This window comes from Helicobacter valdiviensis, assembly GCF_003245365.1.
Classification (GTDB): domain Bacteria; phylum Campylobacterota; class Campylobacteria; order Campylobacterales; family Helicobacteraceae; genus Helicobacter_D; species Helicobacter_D valdiviensis.
Genome location: NZ_NBIU01000021.1, coordinates 20,125 through 37,935 on the forward strand (window position 1 = coordinate 20,125; position 17,811 = coordinate 37,935).

Annotated in this window: 17 protein-coding genes, 1 tRNA gene and 3 pseudogenes; 10 read left to right on the forward strand and 11 right to left on the reverse strand. The window is 33.0% G+C overall.

Features of this window, described 5'->3' with window-relative positions; all coding sequences use genetic code 11:
- Window positions 1-366 precede the first annotated feature (366 nt).
- From B6S12_RS07275 to B6S12_RS07295, 4 genes are all read left to right on the forward strand, one after another.
- Window positions 367-1,197, forward strand: coding sequence for a hypothetical protein (locus B6S12_RS07275; protein WP_111230138.1), 831 nt, complete (start codon window positions 367-369; stop codon window positions 1,195-1,197).
- Window positions 1,194-1,877, forward strand: coding sequence for an AzlC family ABC transporter permease (locus B6S12_RS07280; RefSeq protein WP_220083641.1), 684 nt, complete (start codon window positions 1,194-1,196; stop codon window positions 1,875-1,877). Before B6S12_RS07275 ends, B6S12_RS07280 begins: the two co-directional genes overlap by 4 nt.
- Before the next feature lies 1 nt (window position 1,878).
- On the forward strand, window positions 1,879-2,229 hold the full coding sequence (locus tag B6S12_RS07285; protein WP_111230140.1) for a branched-chain amino acid ABC transporter: 351 nt from the start codon (window positions 1,879-1,881) through the stop codon (window positions 2,227-2,229).
- Between the two features lie 443 nt (window positions 2,230-2,672).
- Window positions 2,673-2,948 carry a DUF805 domain-containing protein gene (locus tag B6S12_RS07295; RefSeq protein ID WP_245892591.1) on the forward strand — a complete coding sequence of 92 codons (276 nt, stop codon included), beginning with the start codon at window positions 2,673-2,675 and terminating at the stop codon, window positions 2,946-2,948.
- Between the two features lie 33 nt (window positions 2,949-2,981).
- On the opposite strand, the pseudogene B6S12_RS11855 reads toward B6S12_RS07295, so the two are convergent.
- The 7 genes and pseudogenes from B6S12_RS11855 to fliW form a co-directional block, all read right to left on the reverse strand.
- Window positions 2,982-3,653 (reverse strand): annotated as a pseudogene (locus B6S12_RS11855) (IlvD/Edd family dehydratase); the annotation flags it as partial.
- A gap of 144 nt (window positions 3,654-3,797) precedes the next feature.
- A pseudogene (locus B6S12_RS11860) lies at window positions 3,798-4,820 on the reverse strand (dihydroxy-acid dehydratase domain-containing protein); the annotation flags it as partial.
- 77 nt (window positions 4,821-4,897) lie between these two features.
- Window positions 4,898-5,212, reverse strand: coding sequence for a DMT family transporter (locus B6S12_RS07305; RefSeq protein WP_111230143.1), 315 nt, complete (start codon window positions 5,210-5,212; stop codon window positions 4,898-4,900).
- Window positions 5,213-5,304: 92 nt separating this feature from the next.
- Window positions 5,305-5,616: pseudogene (locus B6S12_RS07310) on the reverse strand (DMT family transporter); the annotation flags it as partial.
- A gap of 1 nt (window position 5,617) precedes the next feature.
- On the reverse strand, window positions 5,618-6,508 hold the full coding sequence (gene miaA / locus B6S12_RS07315) for a tRNA (adenosine(37)-N6)-dimethylallyltransferase MiaA (protein WP_111230145.1): 891 nt from the start codon (window positions 6,506-6,508) through the stop codon (window positions 5,618-5,620).
- Between the two features lie 2 nt (window positions 6,509-6,510).
- Window positions 6,511-7,251, reverse strand: coding sequence for a pyrroline-5-carboxylate reductase (locus B6S12_RS07320; RefSeq protein WP_111230146.1), 741 nt, complete (start codon window positions 7,249-7,251; stop codon window positions 6,511-6,513).
- A gap of 23 nt (window positions 7,252-7,274) precedes the next feature.
- Window positions 7,275-7,709 (reverse strand): flagellar assembly protein FliW, encoded by a 435-nt coding sequence (gene fliW, locus B6S12_RS07325; protein ID WP_111230147.1) that lies wholly within the window; start codon window positions 7,707-7,709, stop codon window positions 7,275-7,277.
- A gap of 219 nt (window positions 7,710-7,928) precedes the next feature.
- On the opposite strand from fliW, the gene B6S12_RS07330 reads away from it, so the two are divergent.
- From B6S12_RS07330 to B6S12_RS07350, 6 genes are all read left to right on the forward strand, one after another.
- Window positions 7,929-8,594, forward strand: a complete 666-nt coding sequence (locus tag B6S12_RS07330; protein ID WP_111230148.1) for an outer membrane protein assembly factor BamD — start codon at window positions 7,929-7,931, stop codon at window positions 8,592-8,594.
- 5 nt (window positions 8,595-8,599) lie between these two features.
- On the forward strand, window positions 8,600-11,014 hold the full coding sequence (gene lon, locus B6S12_RS07335; protein WP_111230149.1) for an endopeptidase La: 2,415 nt from the start codon (window positions 8,600-8,602) through the stop codon (window positions 11,012-11,014).
- 530 nt (window positions 11,015-11,544) lie between these two features.
- Window positions 11,545-11,620 (forward strand) — tRNA-Glu (locus B6S12_RS11105).
- A gap of 32 nt (window positions 11,621-11,652) precedes the next feature.
- Window positions 11,653-12,120: a preQ(1) synthase gene (gene queF / locus B6S12_RS07340; RefSeq protein ID WP_111230150.1), complete on the forward strand. Its 468-nt coding sequence runs from the start codon at window positions 11,653-11,655 to the stop codon at window positions 12,118-12,120.
- A gap of 30 nt (window positions 12,121-12,150) precedes the next feature.
- A complete protein-coding gene (locus B6S12_RS07345) occupies window positions 12,151-13,431 on the forward strand; it encodes a homoserine dehydrogenase (RefSeq protein WP_111230151.1) in 1,281 nt (426 codons plus the stop codon).
- A gap of 2 nt (window positions 13,432-13,433) precedes the next feature.
- Window positions 13,434-13,823 carry a YraN family protein gene (locus B6S12_RS07350; RefSeq protein WP_111230154.1) on the forward strand — a complete coding sequence of 130 codons (390 nt, stop codon included), beginning with the start codon at window positions 13,434-13,436 and terminating at the stop codon, window positions 13,821-13,823.
- On the opposite strand, the gene B6S12_RS07355 is transcribed toward B6S12_RS07350, so the two are convergent.
- The 4 genes from B6S12_RS07355 to B6S12_RS11110 form a co-directional block, all read right to left on the reverse strand.
- The gene (locus B6S12_RS07355) at window positions 13,820-14,485 is read right to left on the reverse strand and encodes a potassium channel family protein (protein ID WP_111230152.1); all 666 of its coding nucleotides are present in this window, start codon (window positions 14,483-14,485) and stop codon (window positions 13,820-13,822) included. The two genes, B6S12_RS07350 and B6S12_RS07355, sit on opposite strands and share 4 nt — an antisense overlap.
- 12 nt (window positions 14,486-14,497) lie before the next feature.
- Entirely contained in the window at window positions 14,498-15,835 is a 1,338-nt protein-coding gene (locus B6S12_RS07360; RefSeq protein WP_111230155.1) for a TrkH family potassium uptake protein, read from the reverse strand.
- 414 nt (window positions 15,836-16,249) lie between these two features.
- Window positions 16,250-16,801 carry an ImmA/IrrE family metallo-endopeptidase gene (locus B6S12_RS07365; RefSeq protein ID WP_111230153.1) on the reverse strand — a complete coding sequence of 184 codons (552 nt, stop codon included), beginning with the start codon at window positions 16,799-16,801 and terminating at the stop codon, window positions 16,250-16,252.
- A complete protein-coding gene (locus B6S12_RS11110) occupies window positions 16,798-17,133 on the reverse strand; it encodes a hypothetical protein (protein WP_181450996.1) in 336 nt (111 codons plus the stop codon). The genes B6S12_RS07365 and B6S12_RS11110 overlap by 4 nt, the downstream gene beginning before the upstream one ends.
- Window positions 17,134-17,811 lie beyond the last annotated feature (678 nt).

The following is a 17,811-nucleotide window of genomic DNA, read 5'->3' on the forward strand; positions in this document are numbered from 1 at the left end:
CATTTCCTTTTAGATACTACACTCTGCTATGCTTAATTGCAGTGATATTTTTCTTTATATGACTACAAATATTTTTAAAGAATTGCTAAAATCTTAGTATCAAAATACTCAAGATACTGTCATATAAAGCCATTGCAACACCTTGTAACTATAAAGACTTAAAATCATTATTAATATTGTAAATTAGAAACAATCTTAACTAAAAAATACAAAAATTAAAAAAATATTTAACCAAAATACTTATATAAATGTTATATTTATTTTGATTGTATATAAGGAGAAAATAATGATAGAACTTATAAGAGAATATTGTGCTAAACAATATGAAATTAATATAGACTTATCATATCTTCAAAAAAAATAGAAATGTGGTGGTTAGGGACAAAAAATATACAAGAACCCTCATCTTTTAAAAAAGCTAGTTTTATAAGCCTCCTATTAGACAACATCAAAGAAGAAGATTTAATAAAGATAAGACAATTTGATGACAAATTTGCTTCTGCTGTCATTATCAATAATATACTAAAAGAAAGTAATTTAGAGCTACACTATATAGTCCATGAAAGCTTATCTGATATTTTTGGACTTATAGACATACATTATGAATACGAAAATCACAAATGGCTATGCCTAAAAGAAAATGCTTTTGATTACAAGGAATGGGGTGGTGGAGTTGGAGCAATATCCTTACATAGTGATGATATTTATGAAAATAGGGATATAGATTTACTTTCTTTAAGCATTTGCAAAGATTTAAGCAATACCCCAACAAATTATTTACCTATAAAAGAAATAATAAATCTATTAAATGATGAAGAATTAACAATGCTCCTAAAAGCTAAAGCAGAATTTATATCTGGCAAAAATGTGTCTTGCATCAAAAAAACAATAAAAAATTTAATAACATACAACAATATATTAAAATTTAATTTAGATTTTAGAAACGATACGAATATAGGTTTTAGAATGCTAGGTTTAGATACAAATTCACAGCATATCATAGAGATTTTAAGAAATATCATAGAAACTAAAATTAATACAAGTAAGTTTAATGGAGTTGGCTCGTTTTTGATTATAAAAAATAAGCAAGTGTTGCATGGCAGGGATAAATTAAATAACATAAAACAAGATATAGAAAAACCAAGAATTTTGATAAGAAGCAAAGGGTTACACTTTCAAAACAAGGAATGCGCATGAAAAATTATTTTATAGATGGACTAAAAGATTCCGCTATTTTTGGTGTATCTTTTATATTTTTATATCTCTCTATTGGAGCAAACGGCTATGCAAACTCTTTAAGCTTTTTTGAAACACTCTCTACCACGCTTTTTGTTTTCTCCACCCCTTTGCAGTTTTTGCTCGTGCAAAGTTATCATGAGGGATATATTTTAATCCCTCTAATTTTAGCAATGAATGCTAGATTTTTACTTATGAGTGCGACTTTAGCACCTTATTTTAAAAATCAAAGTATTTTTAGACTAAGCCTAAGCAGCATCATTATTTGCCCTTCTGTTTTTAGTGGCTGTATTTCATATTTTAAAAAGTCAAGCTCCCACCCATTTGCTTACTTTTTAGGACTTGGGATTCCTATTTGGCTTGTGTCTTTGCTCTCTACTGCCATAGGATATGAGACAGGCTCATCGCTTAACTCTCCACAATTAAAAGAAATTATCGCCCTTGTGCTTCCTTTGCAATTTACTGGACTAGCAGCTAAACATTATCCAAATTTAAAAGAAGTAAATTCTTACTTCTTAGGATTCTTACTTGCTCCTTTTGGATTAGCTTTTGCACCTAGCTATTATTTACTGATTTTGCCTTTTGTGATAGGGCTTTTTATGGTTATTTTTGATGAAATTCAAAGAAAAAAGGAGGTATAGCATGAGTTTTTGGGCTTTATTAATCTTTTCTGCACTAAGTATATTTATTTTTCGCATCTTGCCATTTTTCTTTGCTAAAAGTGCATTTTTAAGCAATCAAGATGGAGTGTTTTATAGGTTTTTGACATATAGCACACAAGCTATGCTTGGGGCTATTGTGTATGCTACTGCATTTTTAGGTAAAGATATTGGTATGTTTGTAAGCGGATTTGCACTAATTGATGTAGTAAAACTCGCACTTTTAGCCTTTGTTTTTGTGGCAACTGCAATTACAAATAGACTTTTAAGTGCATTTTTATTATCACTTGTTGTTTTTGTAGGGTTTGTGTTGTGGTATATGCCAATCTCTTAAATTAAACATTTAACTTTTTGCCATATTACCAAAAGATAAATATAAAAAATATCACAAACATTACTACTGCATTGTATATAATAGAATTTCACAATAGACACAACTTTGATTGAACTATATTGCTTTTTTCTTACCAAGAAGATAAAAACCATTAAAAACTCACAAATAAGCTTCAAAATCGCCACATTAATAGCCAATTATCAAAGAAGATTTTGTTAGTTCAAAAGTAATGCCTTGTATTCTCACTCACTATAACATGGTTAGCAACATATATTCAACACATAAATTATAAACACTTTTAAAAAATGCAATAATGCAAATTGCTTAAATATTTTAGAAAAATTTTATTTTGGGGACTATATGACTTTTGTAGAATCTGTGAAATACTGCTTAAGCACTGGTTATTTAAAAATTGATGGCAGGGCTTCTCGCTCAGAGTTTTGGTGGTTTCAATTATTTTATTTATTTGTTTGTTGTTAGGAATATTGGCTGGAATATTGAAGAGTGAAATCTTTTACTTTATTGCATTAGCTTTTGTTATTCCTAGTTTGGCGGTTTTTATTAGGCGTTTGCATGATATAAACAAATCAGGTTGGTTGCTATTGCTTTGTCTAATGCCCTATATTGGTTTTTTTGTTATTTTAATATTCTTAATATTCTGCTTACAAAAAGGCACAGAAGGGGAGAATCGCTTTGGAGCTAATCCGCTTAATCCATAGCAATAATAAAACCCCTTTATAATTAGCCCTACATTAAAGCTCTGTCTTTAGCACCGCACCATTTGCTGCATTGCTTACAAGCAATGAATAGCGCTTAAGCCATTTGCTTTTAATCTCCTTTTTTATCGGTTTCCACTTGGCGCGACGAGATTCTATAATTTTAGAATCTACAAGCAATTCTAAACTTCCCTTGCTTACAGAAATGGCTATTTTATCACCATCTTCAATAAGTGCTATAAGCCCACCTTCTGCTGCTTCTGGGCTTACATGTCCAATGCACGCTCCACGCGTCGCACCGCTAAAGCGTCCATCAGTGATTAATGCCACACTCTCTCCTAAACCCATTCCCATAATAAGGCTTGTTGGACTTAGCATTTCTTGCATTCCTGGACCTCCTTTTGGTCCTTCATAGCGGATAACTACGACATTTCCCGCCTTTACCTTTCCTCCTGCAATGCCTTTAATCGCCTCTTCTTGGGAGTTAAAGCATACAGCAGTGCCGACAAATTCTTTCATAGAATCTGCCACTGCTGCCACCTTTAGCACTGCACCTTGCTCGCACAAATTGCCAAATAAAATCTTTAGCCCCCCAACTTGCGAGTAAGCATTTTCATTTGTGCGGATAATGCTAGTGTCTTTTATCTGTGCATTTACTATGCGCTCCCCTAAAGTCTCACCAGTGATTGTGAGTGCATCAAGGTGTAAAATGGAGTTATCAATCTCCAACCCCCCTCCACAAATTCCAGTATTTGCGGTGTGGCTGTGCAAGTTTTGAAGATTTTTTTGGAGGTTAGCAGACTTGGCGTCCGTGCCTCCTGAAAAATCTTCAATCTTGTCGCATTGCATACCCAAAGACGAATTTCTCTTAGCTACCTCGTTGATGACTGCAGAAACTCCCCCCGCCTTATTTATATCCTCCATATGCACACTACTAAGTGCTGGGGCGATTTTAGCGATATGGGCTACATTTTTAGCAATTTCATTAATTTTGTTTAAGTCAAACTCAACCTCAGCTTCTTTTGCTATTGCTAACATATGAAGCACGGTATTTGTGCTCCCGCCCATTGCCATATCCACAACAAAGGCATTTGTAATGGCTTTTTTGTTTAGGATATTGCGGAATCTAAATTTTTCGCTTTTCTCCTCACTCAAAGCAATCTCTACAATCCTTCTTGCAGCCTTTCGTAATAGCTCCTCACGCTCTTTTGTCAAAGCCGGAATTGTTCCATTACCTTCTAATGCCACTCCCATAGCCTCACAAAGCGTATTCATAGAATTTGCTGTAAACATACCACTACAGCTCCCACCGCTAGGACAGGCATTGCACTCTATTTCATGCAGTCTTTTCTCATCAATCTTGCCACTTGCATACGCACCCACTGCCTCAAATGCGGAGTTTAAATCCAAGATTGTGCCATCTTCTAGCTTGCCTGCTAGCATTGGTCCACCACTTACAAAAATCGTTGGCACATTTACGCGTAACGCACCCATAAGCATTCCGGGCACAATTTTATCGCAGTTTGGTATGCAAATCATCGCATCAAGAGAGTGTGCATTCATCACAGTTTCTATTGCATCAGCGATTAATTCACGACTTGGCAGAGAGTATAGCATACCGCCATGCCCCATAGCTATGCCATCATCTACGCCAATGGTATTAAACTCAAAAGGCACACCACCAGCCTTTCTTATCTCTTCTTTTACAATCTCTGCGTATTTGTTTAAGAAAAAATGCCCCGGAATAATGTCAATATAGCTATTTGCCACACCAATAAAGGGTTTATTAAAATCAGAATCTTTTAACCCTGTGGCTCTAAGCAAACTTCTATGAGGTGCTCTTTGATAGCCACTTTTAATAATATCACTTCGCATAATCTAAATCCTAAAGAGTTTATTTTTTGTTATATTCTAACCTAAAAATTATAAAATATTCACAACTCTTTAAAAAATCAACTAAGCAACTTCAACCCAGCACTACAAAGTATAATCATAACAATAAAAAAGATTTTCCAAAAAGACTTAGATTCTTTATAAAAAACAATCCCAACAATCACACCCCCTGCTGTCCCAATCGCTGTCCAAATCGCATAAGCCACACCCACGCTAATACCCTCTAATGCTAAAGTTAGCAAAAACAAGCTAAGTGCAAACTGCACTCCAATTCCCACCAAGAAAATCTTTTTCCCACTAAGTGCATAAGATTTTAATGCAACCACTCCGACAATCTCCATAAGTCCTGCCAACAACAAATAAATCCAACTCATTTTTGCTCCTGCATTGCTTGGATTTGCTCTTCTATTTCATCTAAATTTAATGTTTTGCTAATTTCTGAAATTGCTTTAGAATCTTCTTTATCACTCTCTTTACTTACAAGCTTTAATCCTATTACACAAATTAACAAAACCACAATTAAAGCAATCTGCAAATAATTAAAAGGTGCATTAAAAAATAAAATCTCTCCTAAAACTACTCCACTAGCCCCAATTCCTACAAACACAGAATAAGCAATACTAACTTCAATCTTCTTAGTAGCTAAAATCATGCAAACAAAAGAGGTGCAAATCCCTAAAATCGTAAAAGTATAACCCACATAAGTCGTAGAATATTTCAAACCATTCACCCAAAAAATCTCTACCAAACCGCCAAAAATTATCAAAAACCACGCCATATTATTCCTTATCTTTTAATTCTTTACAAATTGCTTCAAAAACCACACTTTTATCTGCTCTTAAATGCTCTTTAAATTGTGTTTTATTAAAAGTTTTTTGTCGCTTTGCAAGCTGTAAAGTATGCAAACAAATAAGCTCTTCTAACTCTTGCAAATGGATTTTACCTTCCAAAAATTCCACACTCTCCTTAACCCCCACACTCTTAATCCATTGCTGTTCTTTGCCATATTTTTGCATAAGAGTGCTAATCTCATCTATCAACCCTAAATCTAACATTTTTTTAGTTCTTAGTTCTAAGCGTTTTTTTAAAATCTCTCTTTCTAAAAAGATTTCAAAAATCATACAATCTTTTAAAATTGGCTTGGGTGGATTTTTTGCAAAATATTCACTTGGTGGCAAATTTGTCGCAAAATAAATCTCCAAAGCCCTTTGTATTCTATAAGTATCGCCTTTTTTAAGATTTTTTGCATAAATGCTATCTATTTTTTCTAAAAAATTATAAGGTTCAACAATATTTGCAATTTCTCTCTTATGCTCTTGTTGTATAAGAGGCAAAGGCGAAATTCCACTTAGCAAACTCTTTAAATAAAAGCTACTCCCCCCAACAATCAATAAGTTTTTATTTTCCTGCTTTGCAAAGCTTTTAGCCTTTTGAAACTCAGACATAAAAATTTGCACATTACTTAGTTCATTAGGCTTTATAACATCTATGCCAAAATGCAATGCAATTTCTCTTTCTTTTAAAGTGGGTTTAGCAGAGACAATATCAATTTCTTTATAAATACTAAGAGAATCTAAAGACAAAATTATGCTAGGAAACCTTGTAGCAATCTCTAAAGATAGCTCTGTTTTCCCAGAGCCACTACCCCCTAAAAGTGCAATAATTTTCAAACTTAAGCAAAATTCTTAGAAGCCAAAATTGCTTCTTGCAAAATGCCTCTTAGTGCATTTTTTTCTAAACTCATCACGCCTTGTGAAGTAGATCCAGCAGGACTCATCACGCTTTCTTTTAAAAGTGCGGGGTGTTCTTTTTGCAAAAGTTCTCCAAAGCCTGCGAACAATCCTTCTACAATTTCTTTAGATTGCACTCTTGTAAGCCCATAAGCCACCCCACAATCCATCATAGCTTCCGCAACCAAAGCCAAAAATGCAGGGGAACACCCACCAAGTGCAGCTGCAATAGGCATATTTTTTTCTTCTATCCATACAGATTTACCAATCGCAGAAAAAATCTCTATTGCTTTTTGCTTATGGCTTTCATCTCCACATAAAGTTGTTACACTCTTACTCACACTAGCACAAACATTTGGCATTGCACGGACATAACCATCACTTTCTAATTTCTTTTTTAGTGTATCCACGCTCACAGCATTTAAAATAGAATACACGCCCTTAGCACAACCCTCATAGCTAAATGCCTCTAACGCATAAGGCTTGATACACAAAACAACTTGCTTAGAAGAAATATCAATTCTATTATCTTTGCACCTAAGAGGCAAAACCCCAAATTTTTGGCAAAATGCTTCTATTTTCTTGCTATCTCTACCGCTAACACTAATTGCATAATGCTCTTTTAACCCCATACATAGAGCTTCTGCCATTTTTCCATAACCAATAATCAGTAAAGATTCCACAAAATATCCAAAATCAAAAAATACTATTCAGCTTTTTTGCTAAAATCAAAAAATTTTGAAATAGGTTCAGAAAGCCCAAAATCTACATATTTATGACTTTCTAATACAACTTGCCCCATTGTTTGATTTTCAAAATTAAAAAGCAAAGGCGCTAAAAAATTCACTGTGGATTCCTCAATAGGCTCTTTAATGCAAACAATATTTAAAGTTGCTAATTTATCGTTTTTAGCATCTACATTGCTCTTACCTTCTAACTCTAAAAGAGCCTTAAGTGGCGCTGGAATCTCAAAAGTATAGTCCGCCCTCATTGCATAAGGATTGACTAATGTAAAAGAAATTCCATCATTTTCAAGGCTTTTAAGACGCATAAAAGTCTCATCATCTTTTGCAATTCTCTCTAAAACCATCTTTTGGATATGCTCAAAGCCCAAAATGGGTGATTTTACTACAAATTCCATTCAGTTGTCCCCTTTAATTTATAAAGTGCTTTATTTGAAGTTCTAACCTGATGTGAGATTTTATCGCAAAGAGAGTAAAAAATCAATTTTTATTTTAAAATTTTACAAATCCCTAATAAACTATTAGATATAATCCAAGCTCTAATTTATTAAAGATTTTTATTTTAAACCCTAAAAAAGTCAAGTTTTTAGGGGTTATTTAGCTTGAAAGGAAAGAGGATGAAAAATCTTAAAGTCTTTTTGGCAATGGTTAGCGTTCTTTTAATCTTTGCTAGTTGTTCTTCAAAAAGAAATGGTGGATTAGCACTAGATGAAGTCAATAAGCCTGCAGATTATTGGTATGAAAATATGCTAAAAGAAATCAAAAACGGAGATTTAGAAAAAGCAGATAGCTACTTTACTTCTTTGCAAAGCGAACATTTGCATTCTCCTTTATTAAAAGAGGCTATGCTGATTTTAGGAAAAGCACATATGCAAAATGAAGAATATTTACTTGCAGGATTTTACTATGATGAATTTATTAAACGCTTTGGAGATCAAGAAAATATAGATTTTGCAAACTTTTTAAAGCTTCAAGCCAATTATTTTGCATTCGCAAAACAGCATAGAGACCAACAGCTTTTAATGGATTCTATCAAACTTGCAAGAGAATTTAGCCAAAAATATCCTTACTCTCGCTATCGCCCCTATGCTGATATGATACTTTTAAGATTAGAATTGGCAAATCTTAGTCTTAATAAAGAAATTATCAAACTTTACAACAAAAAAGACAAAGGAGATGCAGCAAGCTTTTACCAACAAAAAATTGATGAAAATGCTTGGATAAAAGATGTCTTTTATAAAGACGCAAAATCTCCTTGGTATCAAAAAATCTTTGAATGGTAGGAAATATGCAACTAGATCGTTATGGAAAATTCCCAAAACAATTACCCTTAATTATCCAAGAGGATATGTTTTTATATCCTTTTATGATTGCTCCTCTTTTCATTAGCGATGAGCAAAGTCAAAAGGCAATTGATTTAGCTATGAATAGCGAAGATAGACTTGTCTTTATTGCTTCTTCCAAAAATGAAGAGGAAGAAAACAATGAAGAAGAAAACTCTTTTTATGATGTGGGTGTGATTGGCACCATTATGCGTCGTGTAGCTTTAGGCGATGGAAAAGTAAAAATTCTCTTTCAAGGATTAAGCCGTGGCAAAATCCATTCTATGATTAATCCTCTTGTAGTAGAAGTTTCTCCAATCCTCTCCAGCTCTTATGACACAAACCGTATAGAAGCTATGCTTACAGTTTTAAAAGAGAAGCTAAACACTCTTTATAATATTTCTCAAAGTTTTCCTCAAGACTTATTAAAAAGCATTCATGACACAATGGATCCCAATCGTGCTGCTGATTTAATTGCCTCTGCTGCTAGATTAAAAAACGATCAAGCTTATAAGGTTTTTAAAGAAAGTGATCCTGAAGAGCGTCTTTTAACCCTCATTGATATCATAATGGAAGAAATCAAAGCCCAACAAATCCAAAAAGAGATTAAAAACAAAGTTAATCACCACATGGAAAAAATTAACAAAGAATACTTCCTAAAAGAGCAGCTAAAACAAATCCAAAAAGAACTGGGCGTTAATGCTAGCAAAGATACAGAGATAGAAGAATACAAACAAAAGCTAGAAAAGCTTAAAAATTCAATGGGTAAAGATGCCTATAAAGAGATTAACAAGCAAATCACAAAGCTAAGCAGAATGCACCCTGATAGTGCAGATGCAAATCTCTTACAAAATTATGTAGAGCTTATGCTTGAAATCCCCTTTAACAAACGCTCTAACAAAACCCTAAAAATTGAAGAAGTAGAAAAACAACTTGATAAAGATCACTATGCACTAAAAAAGCCCAAAGAAAGAATTGTAGAATATTTTGCAGTGCGTGAGCTATTAAGCCTAAGGGGCAAGGAAAATAATGAAAATAAAGGCACAATTTTGTGTTTTTATGGTCCCCCAGGAGTTGGGAAAACAAGCTTAGCAAATTCCATAGCTACTGCCCTTAAAAGAAAACTAGTCCGTATTGCTCTAGGAGGCTTAGAAGATGTCAATGAGCTAAGAGGACATAGACGCACTTATATTGGTGCAATGCCAGGACGCATTATCCAAGGGCTTATTGATGCAAAAGAGATGAATCCTATTGTTGTGCTTGATGAGATTGATAAAATCCACAATTCTTATAGAGGTGATCCCTCCTCTGTGCTTTTGGAGATTTTAGATCCTGAACAAAATAAAGAATTTAGAGATTATTATGCAAATTTCAATATTGATTTAAGCGAGATTATTTTTATAGCTACTGCTAATGATATTTCACAAATCCCAGCACCTCTGCGTGATAGAATGGAATTTATTAACATCAACTCCTATACCCCAAGCCAAAAAGAGCAAATTGCTAAAAAATACCTCATTCCTCAAGAGCTTAAAAAACATGGATTAAGTAATGCAGAAGTAAGTTTTAGCATACCTGCCATTAAGGTTTTGGTGGAAAAATACACACGCGAAGCTGGAGTAAGAAACCTTAGACGCAAAATCGCGCAAATTCTACGCAAAATTGCCAAAGAAATTTTACAAAATCCACAGGATAAAATCACAATCACCCCAAAAAATATTGCAAACTACTTAGATAAAATTGTTTTTGAATTTGAAAACCTTAGCAAAAACAATCAAGTAGGACTTGTCAATGGACTAGCTTGGACGAGTGTGGGTGGCGATGTATTAAAAATTGAAGCACTCAAAATCAAAGGCAAAGGCGGATTGCACCTCACAGGAAGTTTGGGAGAAGTTATGAAAGAAAGTGCAAAAATTGCCTTTTCGGTAGTAAAAGCACTTATTGATTCTAAGGCCTTAAAAATCGATTCTTCTCTTATCCCATTAAGCACCAAAGAAAAAGAAGAAAAATACAAGCCAAGCCCTAGTGATATTTATAATCGCTTTGATATCCATTTACATGTTCCAGAGGGTGCTACACCAAAAGATGGCCCAAGTGCAGGTATAGCTATTGCAAGTGTATTTGCCTCTTTGCTTACAAATCGTCCTGCAAGAGCAGATGTCGCAATGACAGGCGAACTTACATTAAGAGGCAAAGTGTTACCAATAGGCGGATTGCAAGAAAAACTAATCGCAGCTTATAAATCAGGAATTAAAGAAGTTCTAATCCCTAAGAAAAACTTTGAACGGGATTTAGATGAAATTGATGAAGAAGTTAAAAAAGGATTGATAATCCACCCCGTAGAAGATTTTAAAGAGGTTTTAAAACATATCCTAGCTTAATCTTTTAAAAAAGGAGCTTTTATGCTCCTTTAAAAACTCTCAAGCTTTTTTCTTGTAAAACAAACCTTAGAAATTTACAAACCATACCAATTAAATAATTATCAAAAATATCCAAATTTATAGAAATAATATTGCAATCTAAATACTAAAACTTTAAAAAATTCAATAGATAAAATTCCTTAAGTCTTTAAATGCAATACCATTTATATAAGTAGCAATTATACTCCATAATTCAATACTTTTTTATTCTCACTATTTTTGCATACTCTAAAAATTTAAGTGGATTGCTTGATGATTTTATCCCAATCAATTTGCTTTATAAGTATTTCCCTTATTCTTGCAAATACAATAACATTCATTATTATTTTGCTACCCTTACTTCTTTATAAAAATTTATTTTAATCATCCTAGATGATAATTCTTTTAAAAATCTTCCTACAAATTATAAAACAAATTCAACCCCCAAACACTTCTTAAAGAATAAATACAAAAAATTGAATTATAAGCATAAAATATGCTAAAATCTCTATGACCCTTTCATCTAGTGGCCAAGGATAATACCCCTTCTAGGTATTTACGGAAGTTCAAATCTTCCAAGGGTCGCCAAAAACGCTTTAAAGAGAATTTAAAGGAAAAATATGGCTCTAAAGGCTTTAGGAAACCAAAGTGAATACCACTTTAATTACGACAGCAATCTCTTAGAAACTTTTACCAATCCTCACCAAAACCGTGATTATTTTGTAAAGTTTAACTGTCCAGAATTTACAAGTTTGTGTCCTATCACAAACCAACCCGATTTTGCAACGATTTATATTTCTTACATTCCAGATATAAAAATGGTAGAATCAAAGTCTTTAAAGCTATATTTATTTAGTTTTAGAAACCATGGCGGTTTTCATGAAGATTGCGTAAATACAATTATGCAGGATTTAATCAACCTTTTAGATCCTAGATACATTGAAGTATGGGGAAAATTCACTCCTCGCGGAGGGATAAGCATAGATCCTTATGCAAATTATGGAAAAGTTGGCACAAAATATGAGGAAATGGCACACTATCGTCTATTAAACCACGATCTCTATCCAGAAACCATAGACAACCGCTAAAACCACACCAAAAAGGCATTAGGAGAAACAATGCAAGAAAAAAAACAATTAAACATAGGTATTATAGGGCTTGGAGTTGTTGGGAGCAGTGTAGCTAAGATTTTAAAAGAAAACAAAGAACTAATTTGCGCACGCGCAGGCTGTGAAATCAATATCACAAAAGGAGTGATTAAAAACATTAACAAAACAAGGGAGATTTTTGATTTCCCTATTAGCAATGAAATAGATAGCATTTTAGAAGATCCACAAATTGATATTGTAATAGAACTCACAGGCGGAGTAGAACAACCCTTTTTAATTGCCCAAAAAGCACTAAAAAATGGCAAAGCATTCATTACAGCCAACAAAGCGATGTTAGCCTACCACCGCTATGATTTGCAAAAAATAGCTGGGGATTTGCCCATAGGCTTTGAAGCAAGTGTAGCAGGAGGGATACCTATCATCAAGGCTTTGCGTGATGGATTGGGTGCAAACCATATTCTAAATATTTGTGGAATTATGAATGGAACTTGCAATTTTATTCTTACCAAAATGAAAGATGAGGGCGTAGAATACCAAGAAGTCTTACAAACTGCCCAAAAATTAGGATATGCAGAAAGTGATCCTACTTTTGATGTGGAAGGAATTGATAGTGCACACAAACTTTTGATTTTAGCAAGTATTGCCTATGGAATAGATGCTAAACCAGAAGATGTGCTAATTGAAGGCATTACGCAAATTACTCAAGAAGATATTTCCTTTGCCAAAGAGTTTGATTATAATCTAAAACTTGTAGGAATTGCCAAAAAAGATAAAGATGAAGTGGAATTAAGAGTGCATCCACTTTTACTTCCTAAAAGCCAAATGATAGGCAAAGTAGATGGAGTGATGAATGCTATCTCTGTGGTGGGCGATAGCGTGGGTGAGACACTTTATTATGGAGCAGGAGCAGGAGGAGATGCGACAGCTAGTGCTGTAATCTCTGATATTATTGAGATAGCAAGAACCAAAAGTTCTCCTATGCTAGGCTTTAAAACCTCCATAGAAAAAGGACTAAAACTCAAAAAAATAGAAGAAATTTGCAGTGCTTATTATTTACGCCTTGAAGTGCTTGATAAATCAGGAGTTTTAGCTAAAGTGGCACAAATCTTTGCAGAAGAGCAAATCTCTATTGACACACTCTTACAAAGAAATTCCAAACAAAATCGTGCCACTTTGCTTCTATGCACCCATACCACTAAAGAAGCCAAAATAAAAACCGCACTCCTTAAAATAAAAACCCTAGAAGAAGTGCAGTCTAATCCTGTAATGATAAGAATCCATAAGCCTTGAAAATTAGCCTTAAAAAACTCTTTGCAAAGTCCAAAGAAGAACCAAAAGCAAACCCCACCACCACCAAAAAAGGCAAAGAGGCTGAAGACTTTGCCGCTAAATTTTTAGAAAAAGAAAACTTTACAATTATAGAAAGAAACTATTTTAGCAAATTTGGCGAGATTGATATTATCGCTAAAAAAGATGGGGTTTTACATTTTATTGAAGTTAAAAGTGGTGAAAATTTTGAGCCTATTTTTAATCTTACTAAAACAAAATTAGAACGAATCCAAAAAACTATCCATTGCTATTTAAAAAGCAATACTACAAGCTATTGCATTGATGGGCTAATCTTGCATAAGCAAGAAGTGGGATATAAAATAGACTTTTATGAAAATCTTACAATGTTTTAAAGTGAAAATTTCTCTAAAGCCTCACTAAAGCCAAAAACCACAACTTTAGTATTTTCAAAAAGGGTTTGGTTAAGATCTGGAGATAAATCCCACTCTTTATCGCCATCTTTTTTTATGGCGATAATTTTTGCATGTTCTATTTCCTTTTTAGCAATGATTTTATTTAACAAATCATTTCCATTCATACCCACATTATCTGAATTAATTTTAATTTTAATAATTTTAAGGGAATTAGAAACATCTACAAGCTCAAATTCTGGGTGTGCGATGAAGCTTCGCAAAAGATGTTGGGAAGCTTCTTTTTCTGGATAAATCACTTTACTAGCCCCAAGACGAGAGAGAATTTTGCCATGGATTGGAGTAATTGCTTTAGCAATAATGTTTTTTACTTCTAATTCCTTAAGAGCCATCAAAGTTAAAATGCTAGATTCAATATTTTCCCCAATAGAAATAATCGCAAAATCAATGTTGGAAAATCCTGCTTCTTTTAAGGCTAGAGTATCCGTAGAATCAAGCACAAAAGCCATTTCACTAAGATCGGCAAACTCCTTAACCACTGCTTCATCTTTATCAGCAATCAAAACTCTTTTGCCCTGCTTAATCAATCCGCTTGCAATATAATAACCAAATTTACCTAATCCTATCACGCCATAAGTTTGCATATTTTTTCCTTTTTAAATTAAAATTTTAGTTTCTGGGTAAGCGATTCTAGTTTTCTTCTTAGCTACCACAATACTAAGTGCAAAAGCCAAAACTCCAACCTTTCCTGAAAGCATTAAAAGAATGATGATGAATTTTCCCATAGAATCAAAATTTGCTGATAAGCTCAAAATCCCTCCATCTCCCATAGAAAGCCCAACCGTTCCAAATGCCGAACAAACCTCAAACAATAATGCCAAAAATCCACGACTTCCACCATTTTCAAACAAAGAAAGTATCATCACGCACACACTAATATACACCGAAGAAAGTGCTACAATCACAAAAGCACGGTTAATAGTATCTTGTGCTATAGTGCGATGGAACACAATAGCTTCTTTAGAGTTTCTTAAAATACTAAAAGTATAAATAAACAAGATTGCAAAAGTAGTTACTTTAATCCCTCCTGCTGTTCCTCCAGGGGCTCCACCAATCACCATAAAAATAGATCCAAAAAACAAACTTGCATCTTGAAAAAGACTTAAATCTAGCGTATTAAATCCTGATGTTCTATAATTAACAGCGGCAAAATAAGAGCTTAAAATCTTTTGCCACAAACTAAACTCACCAATACTTTTTGGATTTTTATACTCTAATAAAAATACTGATAAAAATGCAGTAATAATCAAAAAAGCAGTGGTAAGAAGCACAATTTTTGTATGAGTGGAGAGTTTTACATTTTTTCTTTTCAAACGATAATAGCATTCAAGCAAAACCAAATACCCAAGCCCTCCTGCAATAATAAGCGTAGTAATGATAAGATTAATCGCTAAATCATCGCGGTATGCCATAAGCCCGCTTTCAAATACAGAAAACCCTGCATTATTAAACGCAGAAATACTATGAAAAATCCCAAGCCACAAAGCTTCTAAAAAAGGATATTCCAACATAAAACGCATTGTCAAAAGAAGCGCACCTACTGCCTCAATTAGCAACACTAAAATAAACATTTTTTTAATAAAACCTATTGTGCCTTGCATAGTTGGTAAAGAAAGATTGTCTTTGATTAATTGGCGGTTTTTATAATCAATCTTTTTACGCAAGAGCAAATACACAAAGCTCGTAACGCTCATATACCCAAAACCACCAATTTGAATGATAGAAATCAAAACAAGTTGTCCAAAAAATGTAAAATCCGCCCCTGTATTTTTAACAATAAGTCCTGTAACACTCACAGCAGAAGAAGCCATAAAAAACGCATCTATAAAATCTATTGTATTTTTATGCATAGGAGGCAAAATCAAAAGCACAGCACCCAATAAAGCAATAAGTGTATAAGCAATTAATAAATATCTAGCATTATAACGATTCATAAAACTATAAAAACTCCTAAAAAAGCTATCATTATACATTAATTTTTTATTTTTAAACTTAAAAATAAAAGCCAAAAAGTGCTTTACTTTTATAGTGCCACTTTTCAAAATCAAAGTCATTTTACACTAAAAATTAAGTGCTACTTTTTCCACCTTGATCTCTAACACAAACAATCTTTTGTTGCTCTTATTTCTCCTTCTGCTTTAAAATCTTTTTCTTAGCTTTTAAAATTTTATACTTAATACTTTTACAAACAAACAAGGAGCATTTATGCAACTCTAAAAACATTCTAAGCCTACATTATCACAAGGAATAAATTATAGAAAATTAAAGACATTCTAGCAAGTGAGGAAATAAGAAATCCAAGTGCTAAAGAAATTACAAAAAGCCAGAAATAAATCCTAACACCTTAATTAAAAAGGAAATTTATAATCAAATGCAATAAGACCTAAATTTTTAAGCCTATGAAATACAGCCTGTTTTGAAACTTCAAATTTTGCCGCAATCATCTCTATGGCTTCTTTCGCACTTAGATTTGATTTCTTTTCTCTGCACTCACCAATAAAGTCTTCTACTTGCTTGAGAGGCATTAATAATTGTGCTGCAAATTGATTGGCTTTTGTCTCTTTGCCACCATAAGTATTGGTTCTATAAAGTGTCTCGTATCTATCAATAATTGGATTGTCAATGCTTGGTAAAATATCATTAGCCAGATGTCCAAGCTCATGTGCTAAAGTAAATCGCTGTCTTGTTTCACTCTTGATTGGATTAATCCAAATAACAGGCTCCCCTTCATCATTAACACTTATTTGTCCTTCTGTATCTAATTTATCAAAATCAAGTGTTGTTAATACTTTTATATTAAGCTTTCTAGCAATATCAAAGGGATTAAAAGGTGCTTCTTTTAATTCTAGCATTTCTAAGATTTCATAAGGAGTTTTATTTTTGATTTCTTTATATTTCATTGCAATCCCTTAATATTTGATTTTTCTTGAATATCTTCAGATATTCTATCCATCTTATCACTGATGTGTATATCGACCATTCTTTCAAATTCTTCACTGAAATTTTTATCTTTTAGAATTTTATTAATTAATTCATTCCTTAAAGTTTCATTTTGCTCTATTTTATCTAAAAAATGATTTGCACTTTCTTGGATGAGTTTCTTTTTATCTCTATTAAAATAATAAGTAATGATAATTGTAATAACAGCCGTAATAACAGTGGCTATTCCAACAAATGCTGCTGCCCATGTCAATTGTGCACTTGCCAAAGATAAAATTTGTGAACTGTCCAAAAATATATCTCCTCAATAAAAACCCATTCAACTTTGATATTTTTCTAGAATTTTACTTTGAAACTTATAAAACATAAACATTTTTAAAGATTTTATCAAAAACTCATCACTAAAAGTTCCTTTTACTCTTTGAGAATATTTAACCTTTAGCTCTTCAATATTAAACTTCTTACAACCAACTCACAATCATTATAGCTTTTATTAATATCTTTTAGAGTTTCACATAAAAGCCATACTGTTAATCTAAACTCCTATGTCTTAATAACAAAATTCTACTCTAGCATATGGCAGCTTTAAAGCAAAACTTCTATTTTCAATGCATTCCCTTTAGTCTTTTCAGAAGCTTCTTATTTTACTTCTTGCAACAACAATAAAATAATATAAATTACATTGGCCTTTTAAATACTTTACAACAACAAAGAAAAGATTATAAGCGAAATTATTAAATTTTTAGAAGTTAAAAGGTTACAAGAATTAAATAAATTCTAGTAGTTACGGCATAGAATAAGAGTTTTAAAGGGTTTTTCAAGAGGTTAGCAACCTTTATGGGTTGTGCCTCTTGTAAAAATCCTTTAATCTATTATTATCTGTCTTGAATACGAATTTCCTCTATATTCTTTGTGCCATACAAGGATTGTTTGTCTTAAAGTTCTCACTCACCACACAAGTTCTTTGGTT